Source organism: Sphingobacterium zeae (assembly GCF_030818895.1).
Taxonomy (GTDB): Bacteria; Bacteroidota; Bacteroidia; order Sphingobacteriales; family Sphingobacteriaceae; genus Sphingobacterium; species Sphingobacterium zeae.
Genome location: NZ_JAUTBA010000001.1, coordinates 4,534,167 through 4,548,711, shown reverse-complemented (window position 1 = coordinate 4,548,711; position 14,545 = coordinate 4,534,167). Strand labels below are relative to the sequence as shown.

General features: G+C 37.1%; 17 protein-coding genes. 12 read left to right on the top strand and 5 right to left on the bottom strand.

The features are described 5' to 3' along the window. Entirely contained in the window at nucleotides 1-690 is a 690-nt protein-coding gene (locus QE382_RS19095; protein WP_209576371.1) for a flagellar motor protein MotB, read from the top strand. 36 nt (nucleotides 691-726) lie between these two features. On the opposite strand, the gene QE382_RS19090 is transcribed toward QE382_RS19095, so the two are convergent. Together QE382_RS19090 and QE382_RS19085 are read right to left on the bottom strand one after the other, a co-directional pair. After that, nucleotides 727-1,038 carry a DUF6804 family protein gene (locus QE382_RS19090; protein ID WP_307187326.1) on the bottom strand — a complete coding sequence of 104 codons (312 nt, stop codon included), beginning with the start codon at nucleotides 1,036-1,038 and terminating at the stop codon, nucleotides 727-729. Then, nucleotides 1,035-1,604 (bottom strand): thermonuclease family protein, encoded by a 570-nt coding sequence (locus QE382_RS19085; RefSeq protein WP_307187325.1) that lies wholly within the window; start codon nucleotides 1,602-1,604, stop codon nucleotides 1,035-1,037. The genes QE382_RS19090 and QE382_RS19085 overlap by 4 nt, the downstream gene beginning before the upstream one ends. Before the next feature lie 373 nt (nucleotides 1,605-1,977). On the opposite strand from QE382_RS19085, the gene QE382_RS19080 reads away from it, so the two are divergent. Next, nucleotides 1,978-3,027 (top strand): type I restriction endonuclease, encoded by a 1,050-nt coding sequence (locus QE382_RS19080; RefSeq protein WP_307187324.1) that lies wholly within the window; start codon nucleotides 1,978-1,980, stop codon nucleotides 3,025-3,027. Between the two features lie 11 nt (nucleotides 3,028-3,038). After that, a complete protein-coding gene (locus QE382_RS19075; RefSeq protein ID WP_147430553.1) occupies nucleotides 3,039-3,479 on the top strand; it encodes a hypothetical protein in 441 nt (146 codons plus the stop codon). A gap of 199 nt (nucleotides 3,480-3,678) precedes the next feature. Here QE382_RS19075 and yidD read toward each other — a convergent pair whose 3' ends face one another. Further along, on the bottom strand, nucleotides 3,679-3,957 hold the full coding sequence (yidD, locus tag QE382_RS19070) for a membrane protein insertion efficiency factor YidD (RefSeq protein WP_307187322.1): 279 nt from the start codon (nucleotides 3,955-3,957) through the stop codon (nucleotides 3,679-3,681). Then, nucleotides 3,954-4,181 (bottom strand): hypothetical protein, encoded by a 228-nt coding sequence (locus QE382_RS19065; protein ID WP_070570510.1) that lies wholly within the window; start codon nucleotides 4,179-4,181, stop codon nucleotides 3,954-3,956. Before QE382_RS19065 ends, yidD begins: the two co-directional genes overlap by 4 nt. A 741-nt stretch (nucleotides 4,182-4,922) precedes the next feature. Here QE382_RS19065 and QE382_RS19060 point away from each other — a divergent pair. The 3 genes from QE382_RS19060 (at nucleotide 4,923) to QE382_RS19050 (ending at nucleotide 7,193) form a co-directional block, all read left to right on the top strand. Beyond that, nucleotides 4,923-5,717, top strand: coding sequence for a type IV toxin-antitoxin system AbiEi family antitoxin (locus QE382_RS19060; RefSeq protein ID WP_307187321.1), 795 nt, complete (start codon nucleotides 4,923-4,925; stop codon nucleotides 5,715-5,717). Next, on the top strand, nucleotides 5,710-6,630 hold the full coding sequence (locus QE382_RS19055; RefSeq protein ID WP_307187320.1) for a nucleotidyl transferase AbiEii/AbiGii toxin family protein: 921 nt from the start codon (nucleotides 5,710-5,712) through the stop codon (nucleotides 6,628-6,630). Before QE382_RS19060 ends, QE382_RS19055 begins: the two co-directional genes overlap by 8 nt. A gap of 293 nt (nucleotides 6,631-6,923) precedes the next feature. Continuing rightward, on the top strand, nucleotides 6,924-7,193 hold the full coding sequence (locus QE382_RS19050; protein ID WP_209576361.1) for a hypothetical protein: 270 nt from the start codon (nucleotides 6,924-6,926) through the stop codon (nucleotides 7,191-7,193). Nucleotides 7,194-7,599: 406 nt separating this feature from the next. Here the strand turns inward: QE382_RS19050 and QE382_RS19045 are convergent, their stop codons facing one another. Then, on the bottom strand, nucleotides 7,600-8,169 hold the full coding sequence (locus tag QE382_RS19045; RefSeq protein ID WP_307187319.1) for a hypothetical protein: 570 nt from the start codon (nucleotides 8,167-8,169) through the stop codon (nucleotides 7,600-7,602). A gap of 217 nt (nucleotides 8,170-8,386) precedes the next feature. On the opposite strand from QE382_RS19045, the gene QE382_RS19040 reads away from it, so the two are divergent. From QE382_RS19040 to QE382_RS19015, 6 genes are all read left to right on the top strand, one after another. After that, nucleotides 8,387-8,833, top strand: a complete 447-nt coding sequence (locus tag QE382_RS19040) for a nuclear transport factor 2 family protein (protein ID WP_307187318.1) — start codon at nucleotides 8,387-8,389, stop codon at nucleotides 8,831-8,833. Between the two features lie 394 nt (nucleotides 8,834-9,227). Beyond that, a complete protein-coding gene (locus QE382_RS19035) occupies nucleotides 9,228-9,809 on the top strand; it encodes a hypothetical protein (protein ID WP_307187317.1) in 582 nt (193 codons plus the stop codon). Then, nucleotides 9,809-10,669 carry a thiol-activated cytolysin family protein gene (locus QE382_RS19030; RefSeq protein WP_307187316.1) on the top strand — a complete coding sequence of 287 codons (861 nt, stop codon included), beginning with the start codon at nucleotides 9,809-9,811 and terminating at the stop codon, nucleotides 10,667-10,669. Before QE382_RS19035 ends, QE382_RS19030 begins: the two co-directional genes overlap by 1 nt. A 37-nt stretch (nucleotides 10,670-10,706) precedes the next feature. Continuing rightward, nucleotides 10,707-12,296, top strand: coding sequence for a thiol-activated cytolysin family protein (locus tag QE382_RS19025; protein WP_307187315.1), 1,590 nt, complete (start codon nucleotides 10,707-10,709; stop codon nucleotides 12,294-12,296). 15 nt (nucleotides 12,297-12,311) lie between these two features. Beyond that, on the top strand, nucleotides 12,312-13,382 hold the full coding sequence (locus QE382_RS19020) for a thiol-activated cytolysin family protein (protein WP_307187314.1): 1,071 nt from the start codon (nucleotides 12,312-12,314) through the stop codon (nucleotides 13,380-13,382). A 630-nt stretch (nucleotides 13,383-14,012) separates the two neighbouring features. Beyond that, a complete protein-coding gene (locus QE382_RS19015) occupies nucleotides 14,013-14,459 on the top strand; it encodes a nuclear transport factor 2 family protein (protein ID WP_307187313.1) in 447 nt (148 codons plus the stop codon). Nucleotides 14,460-14,545 lie beyond the last annotated feature (86 nt).

The window sequence follows — 14,545 nt, the reverse complement described above, 5'->3', positions numbered from 1 at the left end:
ATGGCAAAAAAAGAAGGAAACAATATTTTCTGGGTCAGTTTTTCCGATCTGATGACGAGCCTGTTTTTTATTGTACTGGTTCTATTTGTTGTAACCTATGTAAACAACCGCAATACAATTATTGCCCAGGATGAACAGTTGCAGGTATACAAAGAAGTCGAGGATTCACTAATGCCGTTGAAAAATAACAGTTCATTTCGGTATGAGGATAAGTACAAGCGATTCCTGCTCAATTTTGAAGTTAAATTCAAGCCCTCTGCTTTCGAGATTCAGGAGGGCAATTTGGAAAACTACGCGGTCACGCGTGCAAAAGTCATTGATGCCGGTAAAAAGCTTAAGGAAGTACTTGATGCGGTCGTCAGATCCGCAAAGGAGCAGAACCGTGTTGATGGAGAGAAGGTATCTTACCTTGTTATAATTTCCGGTTACGCCTCCAAATTGTACAATGCGGATACCTCGCCCTTGGGACGGAAAAAAGAGTATGAGCTGAGCTATAATCGGGCCTATGCCCTGTCTAAATTCTGGAAAGCCCAGGGAATAGATTTTGAGGAGCAAGCTTACGGTGAATTGATTGATCTCCAGTTGTCCGGAAATGGCTGGGGCGGAGTGGGGCGCGATCAAGCTAATGAGGATAATAACCAACGCTTTATTATTCAGATCGTACCAAAAATATCCAATCGAAACCTCTAAAAACTTCCAAAAAAATAGCTTAAGTAAACACTTAAGCTATTTTTTAGTCTTTCTTGTCCGTCGATTTAAATTGATCAATAGCCATATTGCCGTAGCGACATCAACGATGTTCCAGATTAATCTTCCCAATGGTAACCGAAGGATGGGTTGAAACAAAATAATCAGTACGATGCAGATTATAAATTCACTGTTCCGGGAATGTCGCTTGGTTTTGGGTATATTGATAAGCTGTAGGATAAAAACCAAGCAACCAAATATGCGAAGAATGGTAAAGTAACCATATGGTAAGGGTAAGAGGGCCAATATGAGGCCGCAGATCAAGGCAATTTTTAGTGATTTCAGATTCATTCAGTGATATTTTTAGACCAAAGTCCCAGACCTTTTTCCCGCGCATAATGTTGAGCCTCCTGAAAGCGCTGTTCATATTTTACATTAGGAGCAATCGTCATCAGGATGGCATAGCCATCTTTGACGATTTTTTCATTGATAAAAGTACCATCTATTAAATAGGCATAGGCCAAGGTTCTTCCATATTGGTCGAGCGAATCTACATCAAATTCCAGTCTGATTGTTTTGTGCAACAGTAGATCTGTGGCGTACCGGGATGCTTCTTTTCCGAAAGCCTGCTCTTTCTTGCGAAAATAATTGCGGGGCTCCGGCGCATCTATTCCGATGAGCCGTATTTTGATTCGTTGCTCCCTGTCATCTTTGCACCAAAACGTATCCCCATCCGATACCTTTGTGACGCGGTATATGCCATTTGGAAGGTTTTTATTGTCCTTGATCCCACTAGATGAGAACCCTAACATTTTCTGTTTGTAATCTTCTGATTTGGACTGGCAGCTGACCAATGGCGATGATATCAGGAGAAGAGAGCCGAATACGAAGCTCCATTTTCGATAAGTACTTTGCATAGGACGTGTTTATTTACCTTCTTTTTCCTTTTCTTTTTTCTGCCGAATTGCGGCAACGTTCAGAGCAATAGGATTTGCCGAACATAAACGTGAGTACCTTCATAGTGAAGCCTTTCCCTTTATAACTCTTTTTTTCGTTTCCGGACTTAATTTCTTTGTTGCACCATGCGCATGGATCATACATGTTTTAATTATTTAAAGGTGAATTATAGGATCAATTATATGGCTCAAAATTAGGATTTACATTTTTCTGGATTTATGGTTTCCCGTAAAAAGCCCTCGTAGTGAGTAGCTACTTTTGGACTATCAGAAATAAATAATTTAAACGCTGTATAGCAAAATCAAATAAGCCATTTATTAAAAATTAAAAACCATGGATTTTAAAGATGAGATTCGTCAATTTGCCAAGCGCGTTGACCGACTTTTACCACAGATCAAAACAGAGGAAGCCACAAAGACATCCTTAGTGATGCCGTTTTTGAAGATATTGGGATACGATGTGTTTGATCCGTTTGAGGTACAACCCGAGTTTATTGCCGATATCGGTATCAAGAAAGGGGAGAAGGTTGACTATGCGATATTACGTGAAGACAAACCTGTTATCTTAATTGAATGCAAACATTATGCGGACGGGCTTGATCCACACAATTCACAATTGTTCCGTTATTTCCATACCACAGAAGCTAAATTTGGTTTGCTGACGAACGGCGTAGAATACCGGTTTTACACCGATCTGGTTACACCGAATAAGATGGACGAGAAACCATTTTTCGAGTTCAAGATTATGGACATCAAAGACAATGAGGTATCCGAATTGCGCAAATTCCATAAGACAGAATTTGATCTCGAAAGCATTTCCAGCGTTGCGAGCGAATTAAAGTACTTTAATGAGCTGACGATTTTAGCGATGGCAGAAATGCAGAATCCGAGTGATGATTTCGTTCGTTTTTTTGCGAAGCAAGCCTATCCAAGTGTTGTTACAGCAAAGGTTTTGGAACAGTTTACGCCATTGGTAAAGCGCGTGTTTACACAGATTGTCAATGACCAGATCGCCGAAAGACTAAAAAGCGCACTTAAAAAAGAAACCGAAGTCGAAGAAAAGAGCGCTGCAATTGCACCGACAGAACCCGATGCCTTGATTGTCACCACGGAGGAAGAGATTGAGGGATACCTGATCATTAAATCTATTTTGCGTAAAGAGATCGAGGTAGGTCGCATATTTATGCGTGATAATCAGTCCTACTGCGGCATCTTACTAGATGATAACAACCGCAAACCGATCTGTCGATTCTATTTTACGCCCAATCGCCTGCGTATCGGGTTGTTTGACAAAGACAAAAAGGAGGCTAAATATGATCTAGATTCATTGGATGATATTTACAAATATTCAGAGCTGATCGTGGAAACCGTCATTAACTATTAATCAGCTGTGTTATGAAAAAGTATCTATTGTTATTTCTTATTTCATTTTTATCTATGGCCTGTAAAAAAGCTGAATCGGAATACGATACATATGGTTATGAAACAGAATGTGATGAATGTGACATTAACTATGTTGATGATCTAGGGGCTACGGTGTATGTGAATGGTCATAAAGGAACATGGAAGAAAGATTTTCCACGCTCGGTATTCACAGAGATGAAAGTGACCGTCACTGCGCGACAATCGAATTCGAATACTGTGTCTGCTCATATTATAAAAGACGGTAAGCGGCTGGTTTCGAAGTCAGGCAATTCCAGTGTTACTGTTAGACACATCGTAAAAAGTTCGGGATCAACTAAACCTGTTTCGAGCATCTGTGGTGCTCCAACCCAAAAAGGAGGACCGTGTCAGCGAAAAGTTTCAGGTGGGGGAAGGTGCTGGCAGCATAAATAAAGATTCAGGACTGAATAAAGGTTGTTCAATAAAGCCTTATTGAACAACCTTTAAAAAGCCAATTACCTACATTCGGAGAGGTTTAACAGATTATTGTTTACAGTGTATATGACTTTCTCAGTTATCTTCGGCTTTTTGTATTGATTTAGTTCGCAAAAATACAGATAGGTATGCTTTTTAAGTTCCATCCCTAAACTATTTACAACAACCTCTCCGCGATCTCCGCCTCGTTAACCACTACACCGCCATTCAGGTACATCATCCGCTCACCACTTTTATAATCTGTGATTATGTCAAAGTGACCATTACAGGTTCTCATGCGTGAAAGCAATGCTTTCCTACCTGAACTAAAGCCTTTATGTTTAGTTACGTCAAATACATATTTAGAGCAGCTATGCCTAAATATACACTTACGTCTTCTTTCAGGTGGGATGATCAACCAATACAATCGGATCGCGGTCAATAGGAGAGACTTCATGGCCTTGAAAATACCACCATCTGTCTTGCCGTTGTATATCCAGGTTTATTATTAAAGCAACCATTTTCGGCATGTACATAAGTTGTGACGCTTTCTAGTCTTACATAGTTCCATCCTCCTGATGCACCCTGATTAATCAGGTTTTCTAATTGTTCTGCTACTTGATCCGATGTGCCTGTCCTTGGGTCTATCGATGCTACAAAAGGTACTACTTTGTATTCCATAATATCAGTATTTGATTGGGTTAATGATTTAATTAAAGCTATATAGTAAAATATTGAAAATCATTGTGTTTTGAGTTTTATTGCAATCCATTTTACAATATTGTCAATTTTAAGAATAAAAAATTACAGATTATTACGGCTTCCCGTAAAAGTTATGCCTGTGCACTAGGTGGCTAGCTACTGTATTAAAGAACATGTCAAGATGAGGAATGCTTTTGCATTTTATCTGACCTCTGGAGACTAGTTTTTACGAACCAAGATCAGTATTTTTAATACACTGAGTTTTGCCAATGAGCAGTTTTACGATCCTATCAAGGGCACTTTGCAGTTTGATGTGTCCGATCTGGTGCTGATTAAGCCCAGCGGGCGAAATCAGGTCCGCTTGTAAAGGCTGAAAAACAAATTGGATAAGCAAGAGATCGATGGCATCAAAAGATCGATTTTGGCCATTGGCGATGCTCCGGTTGTCTTAGGTGACTGGCAACAATGGGTGTATTTTTTGTAGAGCGGAGGATCTCGGCGAGTCAATTCAGATAACATGATATCAATTTGAGTTTTTTATATCCATTTCTCTAAAATCAGGAATAACGGTATTATGCTTGTTTTCGAAAAGACTTACTTGTTTATATATTTCTTTATTATCGGCGAAAAACGCCGATAATATAAGTTTTGTTAAATAAATCAGTTTATGTATATTTGATTTATCGGCGTTTATCGCCGATAAATTTAAATAGTTTAAACATGAATATGTATTCTCAGAGAAGGAAATATGTGTTAAAATTAGTGCCGGAGGGAGCTTTGGTTACCAGATCTTGGCTACAGCAGAATGATCTCACAGGCCATGCGATCGATAATTTATTGAAGAGCGGACTATTGGAAACTGTGAAAAATGGAGTATATAAACGTGAAGGGGCAGAAGTGGAATGGGGGGATATTGTCTATTTCCTGCAGAAACAGCTGGATACAGATCTAACCATTGGAGGCCTATCGGCTTTAGAACTTCAGAAACTGACCCATTATCTCCCGATGTCTAATCAACGCTTGATTCATTTATATGGCCGGGATAATCTTCCCATATGGATAAATAACCTTACAACAGGGATCAAATTTCTTAAGCATAGTTCTGGCTATTTATTTGGTAATAGTTTTGAAGATGAAAGGCCGCTAGCATTACTTGAGTTTACTAGAGCTTTCAGTTGGAAAAATACAAAGGAAGGCTTACGTATATCCATTCCTGAAAGAGCTATTTTGGAAGTGATGAATCAAGTTCCCCAAAATATATCATTTGAACATGCGGATGAATTAATGCAAGGATTAAATACGCTTTCTCCTAGGACACTCCAAAGATTATTGGAACTGTGCACAAATATCAAAGTTCGCAGGCTTTTCTTTTACCTTGCCGAGCGTCAAAATCATACCTGGTTTACAAAACTTCAATCTGAGAAAATAGATTTTGGATCTGGTAATCGTGTGATCGTCACAGGTGGGAAACTAAATAAGAAATATAAAATAACTGTTCCTGATTTTTATGAGTAAGAAAGAAGAATATGCTGAGCAGGTCCGTTTATTGATCCGATTGTTACCTATAATCGATAAAGAAGACTGTTTTGCACTTAAAGGCGGTACGGCTATTAATTTGTTTTATAGAGATTTGCCAAGGCTTTCCATAGACATCGATTTGTTGTATCTGCCAATGGAGGATCGCGACGCCTCTCTTGAAAATATCAGAGCTGCATTAGCGAGAATAACAGATTCCATAAAGAAATCGATTGCAGGTGCCCAAGTTCAAAATACAACACTACAACAGGATAATTCTTTACGAATAATAGTTTCACTTAATGATGTTCGTGTTAAAATAGAACTATCTCCTGTTATACGTGGAAGCCTTTTCCCAGCTGTCAGAATGGAAGTGCGACCGCAGGTTGAAAAAGAATTTGGTTATGCTGAAATGCTAGTTGCATCACACCCAGATCTGTATGCTGGTAAACTTTGCGCTGCCCTAGATCGTCAACATCCCCGTGATTTGTTTGATGTAAAACAGTTATACGAAAATGAAGGATTAACGGAAGAATTACGAAAAACATTTCTTGTATTTTTAATAAGTCATTTTCGACCGATGGCAGAACTGCTTAATCCAAACCGAAAAGATATCTCAGGTATATATGAAATGGAGTTTGCGCAAATGGCAGAAATTGAAGTTTCTTTAGAGGAGCTACTTTCTATACGGGAGAAACTGATTGCAGATATCAACAAGGAGATGACTGATAGTGAACGTAAATTTTTACTCTCTGTCAAAAATAAGACACCTGATTGGGCACTCTTAGGATTGGACGCAGCTTTAGTCTCGGAACTTCCTTCAGTGAAATGGAGATTAATCAATTTAAATAAAATGTCAGAGAATAAACACGTGACCGCTTACAAAAATCTAGAAGCTGTCCTATATCCTTAAAGTCAAGCTGAATATGAGAGATATGGCTTTTTTACGTCAAAAGGGCCTGATTTTCATCAGACCCTTTCTCTTAGCGTTTATTTGTACAGTAATTTTTATGTTTCCTATCGTTTCCTCTTTTTTGTTTCGTCATCCAATGCTTTTAAAGACTATTGGATTTTCACTGTACGACGCCAATTTTTATGTTGAACCTTTCTTTCGAAAGATAGCTTGTAGCCGGTTTGTATTATAAGAACAACAGTCAATTTGAAATAGTTTTATTGGAGTAATTTTTTTTGATAACTTGAATTAAAATGGATACAGTCTTATATCATCAAAAGCTTTTAGAACACTATACCTATAATTGGGGAAAGGAATATAAGATATTGACTTGGCAGAAAGGTTTTTATGATGATTTAGGTGATCATTTTCGGATCCTGGAATTTCCCCCAATAACCGAACGCAATATGTGGATTTATGCTACTGTGGGTATGTCTTGTTTGGAAGATGAATTTGGACTCGAACTGCACATGTTTTCTGGTGAGCAAGATCAAATGCTAGTTGAATCATTAATAGGTTGCTAAGTTTATCTAAAAATGATAAAGAAAAATAAACTTAGATAGACTCAAGATAGATATTTGATGTGGTAATTTTTATTTTTATTTGTCTTATAGTGACTTAAGTTTGTCTAAAAAGTGATAGGAAAATAAATTTAGATAAACTTTTAGATATTCTAAAACACGTTTGACGTCTGCGATAGTACAGATACAGGTGGGCGGCTCTGTTTAAGCAGAGCCGCCCACCTGTATCTGTACCTTACGATTGTTTTTTTCCTTCCACGAAACTATCGAAGATAGTTTCAGTGGTGTTGAAGAACCAAAGAGATAATATCATTCCATTAAAAAGATGTCTCTTCTTTTTCTAGAAAAAAAAGTCCCTAAATATATTTGTGAATTGTGTTTATCACTATTGTAGAATATAAATTCCGATCTAATTCTGAGAAATTATATTACCAGCAAAATCTAGTTCATATACATGCGATCCGAAATCAATAAGTTGTATGCTTTTGGGTAATACTGTCAATTCTTGATGGCCATTATTATTTACCCAGATATCGTGTCCTCCAAATCGCCATTTTATTTCTCCGAGTTTTGTTATTCTTGTGATTTCGAGTTCACCATGAACGAGCAGATCATCTTCTATTTTCTGAACACTGAAATTCGTTACATAATCTACTTGTCCTGTCCATTTGAGCGTCAAGTCTGGTATATTTAAATAGTACAGTTTATTCCCAACGCAAATATAAAGCACACGCTCCTCGATTATAAAGGAGGATTCGCTCAATCCTGTGAAAACCCCGGTATGACAAAGAATAGCACTAGCCACTTCATCATGACCATGCTTTACTAAAATGGCAACGTTAGATACGTTGCTATACCGATCGCAAGAATCATCGACATATACCCGGTTGTAGCGTCTGAGATTATCAGCGGATTCAACTGTATATTGGTGATCGTTATAGATGAATACTTTATATTGTTGATGGGCAATTTCAATCATTTGGACTTGTTGTAGAAGCTTTTGCTATTAAAGATAGCAGTTAGAGTCTGATTATCGAAAATTCAGTGCATTATTCTAAGCCTTTTCACCTCCCCATTCCCGCCACTCACCGAGTTTTCTAGGTCGTTGGTCTAAAGCCCGTAGGCCAGGAGCCTATTGTGTTGTAGTTTTGAGTCAACAAATAAGAACTAAAAACTAACAATATAAAAAAGACATTATGAATACGCTAGTAAAAACATTCGCAGCAGCAGCTTTAATCGCAGTATCTACATTTGCTATGGCAGCTGAAGGACCAGGAGCAAAAGCAACAAAAGCAAACGTTAACCTTTCCACAGCAGACTTTGCTTTAGCGCACTATGTTGTGGTAACGACTGAAGGAGAATCAGCAGGAGTAGAGCAGTTATTCGCAGAAAATTTCAGCCAAAAAATCCAAGCATCCAACGCGCAAAATCATAGGAGTAGCGAAGTGGTCAAACTATTGAAAAAACAAAAAAAAGAGAAGCTGAACTGTACAGTAAGCACTGATATAATCGAAGAATCTGCTGATTATATGGTCGCTAAAGTGACTTTAAAATTTGAAAACTTCACCAAAACAGATTTAGTTACTTTGGAACGAGCAGGCAATAATTGGAAAGTATTTAAATCAATTAATTCGTATAAGTAGTATCCAATAACTGGTGGTTTGCCAATAATGAAAGACAAACCATTAGTGAATCATATGTTTATTAAGGCCACATCGCGAGATGTGGCTTTTTTTTACGTCAAAAAGGATTGAAGTCAATTAGATGCCTTACCTCGACTTTTGTATGTAGAGTAGTTTTTTACTCTCTTTGATATTTTATCATTAATTATATTTTCTTGTCGTTATTTGATGCAATGGATAACTATTGTGAAATTATTGATGTTTTGACGCTTAATTTACGTCGGTTTAAACACTTTTGTGTAGTTAATTTCTCTCTATATTGTTTTTTATCTAATATGTAGTATGTTTGCTTTCAGTGTAGGTTGTTTTAATTAAATATAATTTATAGTAATTTTTTTAAAATAGAATAATATATATGAAAAGTAATACAAAGTATTTTATTATTTATGCTATGGTGTCTCTTCTACTGCTTACCGCCTGTAAAAAGGAAAATAGTGTTGTGAAGCCACCAGTAGACCCACCAATAGAGGTGAATGATTTGAAGTTGAAGCTTGATTCAAAAAAGGTGCTTGATTTTCAAAAAATCACCTCCTCCAGTTTAGCGTCTTCTCTGGCGGAATCAGAAATAAAAAAGTACTTTGAGGATCGTGTTGACCTGTCAATACCTAAAGAAATTATCGTTGAAAAGGACTCCACAATCCTCATTAAACAATTTGGTATTACAGAACGCTACAAGTCAAAATGGGAGAGTGATGATCTTTATCTCCAGGATAGCGACGAATCATCGTCGAAGCTAATCGGCGCGAAAAAGAACAAAACAGATTTTGTGCTCAGCATGAGCTTTTATTCAAAGAAAAGTGTTACTCAGTCATCACATAATTTTTTGATAGGGCAAGAATATAATCTAAAATCTTATGATCACCTGTTGTCTAAAAATGCTGAGAATACAGATTTTATTTGGCTGAAAATTGACTTACTATATAATACTTCCAAATAATGATTAAATACATCACACTACTTCTCTTTTTAGGAACCGGATTTCCAAAGATTGCCGTTGGTCAAGACCAGAAGTCAACCGTCATAACGGTTAAATCACCTGAAGAATTATATGTCGGAGCAGTATTAGAACAGCATACAATAAATTCTCCGATTCCTCCGGTTCTGAATGTCATATTAGATAATATTATCGTCAATTTTGGTGGCTTAAATGTTAAGAGTAAAGTCATAAAAACCGAAAAAACATCATTTTACAAGGCAATTGAAGAGGCTCTACAAGGGAAACGCTCGGATAACAGGCGCTTTTCATTTGATATAAAAGAATTGAATGGCTATAATGATGTTTCTCTTTATTTTGGACAGCAGATTGATCTGACAAGTTGGTTCTCCATCACCGAAACGGCAAAGAAACCTCGGACATTACTGGCTATCAATATGGAAAAGATTGCTTTTACAGTGGATATGGACTTACCTGCCGAAGGAACTTTTAACACAAATAAAGAACTTCTCAATAAATACGATATAAATGACCTCATTTATATCAATACACTTTCTTTCGGAAGAAAAGCCGTTGTTATCGTCGAATCGGACTTAGCTGGTACATTGGTCAAAGAAGCGTTATCCGCTCAGCTTAAAGGGAACAAGCTTGCTGATAAAGAAAGAGCTGTTCTCGCAAACTGCAATTATCATGTTGCTTTCCTTGGAGGGCGTCACACTGATTTAGATTTCAGTGCCGGACAACTATTGCAACAACTAATAAATTATATTGATGCAACGTTGGATGTAAACAATTACGGAGATCCTATCTCTTATAAGGCCGCTTATTTAAAGAATCACCAAATTTTTTATAATTCATATTAATCATTTTTTTGTTTCTTATTTAACCTATTTTTTAATCATGAAAGTTTTCAGGACCTTTTGTGGTGCACTTATATTTTTCATAATTGCATCATGCAACAAGGATAATCTATCCATTCATACCGAGAATAGTAAGGTGCCGAATGCGAGTGTACGCAAGCCATATCAAATCAAAATAGACTCGTCATATGCTTATCAAGGCGATTCTTTATATAAAGTCATGGCACGGGAATACAGTAGCCGTTCTGAATCAAATGTTAAAAATAACCAAAGTAACGCTCTTTTTGTAAAGAAAGCGACTATAGCAGGGATGACACCTGAGGACGAAGCTTTTTTCTCAAAAAGACATACGGTAAAAAGTACTGAAGCGATGTTGTATCAGGGAAAAAATTTTATTTTTCCGGGGGCGATTTTGGAAGGTAATAGTATATCCAAACAGGTCTATAATCCTATTTTCCTAGCGAATAGAACACCGATAACAGTTTCAATGAGCTTGACTCACACTACCCCTAAGCCGACAAGCCGCATCATTACAAATCCGACATACTCTAAGCTGGATGATTACGTCAAAGAAATGGCTGTTGGTGGAAGTTTTAAGCAGAACGAAAAATTTATGTTTCAATATAGGCGTTTTACTTTTTATGATGAGATCAAAGAGGCATTTGGTACCGACGTCAATACACAAAGATTGTTCTCCTCGAAGAGTGAGAACAGCACTACGGAATCTCACAAAATATTGCAGTCTACCGGACTTTATGTGAAATTCTTTCAGGGTAGTTTTACCGTAAATATGGATATAGCACCACTAGCAGATCAGCCGATTCAAGGTATTTCTGGTGAACCACCTGTTTATGTCAACTCAGTTACTTATGGCAGAATGGGAATACTCGTTATCGAAACAGATAAAGAGTATCAGTTTGCCGAAACGTGTATAAGAAAAGAATTTGACCGAATCTTCTATAACAAAACAGAAACTTTAACAACAGAGGAAAGGAAATTTTTTGACGAGACATCGTTTAAAGTCCTTATTATGGGAGCGGATAGTGATTATACGGTACAGACTTTTAAAGGGTATTCTTATTTTCTGAATTTGATCTACAACTCAAAGTTTACCGAAACAAGTTTTGGTGTTCCTATTTCGTGTTCATTTTCAGATGCAAATACACATCAATTGGTTGAAACAGAATTTGTAAATACGTCATTTGTAGAGCCCTTGTATGTAAAAGTAAATAGAGAGAATAGTGTCTATGAACCGGATGCATCGAGCAACAATTATCGTTCTAGTGCCAATATTGTTTTAAACTTCTTTAAGGATAGGGAAAAGACTAAACCTGCTTATCCCTATACTGACATCTATTTTGAGGTGCAAAAAAATGAGAATAAATGTATCTATACGCCCAATCAAAACAATTGGCCTGAAATTTTGATGGATTGCCAGAGCAGTTCCGATCTCTTAAAACTAAGAAATATTAATCTTTCAAACAGACTGATTGTGGGAACCGAATTCTCCTCTTATGAAAGTAATGGCCCTGAACCCATGCCGGATGAACCCAGACGGTATTGGGAAGCAACAGATTATCAATTAAATTATAACTTAAGGTCGAGTCCATTTTTTATTACTATCTATTAAATTAAATATATAATTATGAAACAGATTTTTAAATTAATTTATGCTGTACCAATTCTCCTTTATTCATGTAATAAGGAAGGAGCAAATCGTCTTGATACAGCTCATGTAACCCAAGAAAGGGTTGCCAAAAAAGACAAAGGTCAATGGGATAAAGTTTATACCATTAAAGATGGGAAAGAAATTGATATAACTCCTTCAGCAAATTCTAAACTTCGTGCTTCTGCAAATACTGCTAATGTCGAACAATTCTATGAGATAGCAACATTGGCCCCCAATTACATATTTTTAGGCTCAGTACTTAGTGCACAATCAATCAATAGCGGTTTGTATGAACCTGTAGGTTATACCAGCTTATTAAAGCCGAAGGTTACGGCTTCATTTTCACTTCCAGTACGGTCGAAGGAGATTTCTCCAACTCGTTCAGGTCTAAATAATGCGGTTATTGATGCTATCGGAGATAAAGATTTCAGCGGAAGACAATCACAGGTATTTACATACAAAATGAAACAGATAGATTACTATAAAGAAGCTAAGCTTGCTTTTGGAGCTAATATAAATATCGCCTCTGTTTTTTCAATGAGTGCATCAGTCGCCAGCGGCAAAATTCTGCAAACCTCTGCGCTAGTCTGTGATTTTAGCCAGACTTATTTTAATGTATCAATGGATATACCAGATGACGGAAATATTTTTAAAGATGAGCCAACCAGACAGGGATTTTTAGCGAAGAATCCGGTGTATGTTAATTCAGTTAACTATGGGCGCAAAGGGATAATTCTAGTAGAATCATCAGTAAATTACAGTGAGTTATCTGTAGCTGTACGCGCGGCGTTTACAGCAGGTATAGTAAATGGTTCTGTATCCTTAGATGCGAATACAAAAAAGATTCTATCCGAAGCTCAGATCACGATCTGTATCATAGGAGGAAGTGGCCAAGATGCTGTCCGTACGGTTAAAGGGTTTGATGAATTTCAGAACTTCATTATAAATGGTGGAGTCTATACTACGGATGTGTATGGCGTTCCTATTTCTTTTGGCGGTGCATATGCGTCGACAAACGGAATGTTCCAGACAGAATTCGAACTGTAATATAAATATAAAGTGTTGTATAGCCACGCCGTGAGACGTGGCTTTTTTACCTCAAAAGGGCCTAATTCTCATCAGACCCTTTCTCTTAGCGTTTATTTGTACAGTAATCTTTATGTTTCCTATCGTTTCCTCTTTTTTGTTTCGTCATCCAATGTGTTTTACTATTGGATTTTCACTGTACGACGCCAATTTTTATGTTGAACCTTTCTTTCGAAAGGTAGCTTGTAGCCGTTTTTTATAGTAAGAACATAGTCGGTCTGAGATAGTTTTGTTAAATCTTGAATACGTAATTTTCTCTTTTCCAATGATGGAAGTGTTTCAATTGTGAAATCTTTGTCTCTAGTATACCGTAAGATATTTTTGCTATAAACTGAGTAGTATATGCAATCATCAGCATAAGGGACAGGATTTTTACTGTTTTAAAGGTTAGGTTGCCTGACATTGTCGTTTAATATATAATATGAATATGGACAAAATTATGCTGAAATACAAATCGCTTCACCTCCCTATTCTCGCCATTCACCGAATTTTACTGATCGTTGGTCTAAAGCCGATAGGCTAGGAGCGTATTGTGTCGTAGTTTTGAGTCAACAAATAAGAACTAAAAACTAACAATATAAAAAAGACATTATGAATACGCTAGTAAAAACATTCGCAGCAGCAGCTTTAATCGCAGTATCTACATTCGCTATGGCATCAGAAGGGCCAGGAGCAAAAGCAACAAAAGCAAACGTTAACCTTTCCACAGCAGACTTTGCTTTAGAACACTATGTGGCGGTAACTACGGAGGGAGAATCAGCAGGAGTAGAGCGGTTATTTGCGGCTGATTTTAATCAAAAGATCCAAGCTACAAATGCACAAACCCACGGCCGTGAAGCTATAGTTAAACTATTGAAAAAGCAAAAAGGAGAAAAACTAAACTGTACAGTAAGCACTGATATCATCGAGGAATCAGCAGACTATATGGTTGCTAAAGTAACCTTGAAATTTGAGAACTTTACGAAAACAGATCTAGTTACTTTGGAGCGTGTGGGCAATGACTGGAAAGTATGCCAATCGATCAATTCGTATAAATAGTATCCAATAACTGGTGGTTTGCCAGTAAAAGAAGGTAGATCACTAGTGAATCACCTATTTATTAAGGCCACGTCGAGAGATGTGGC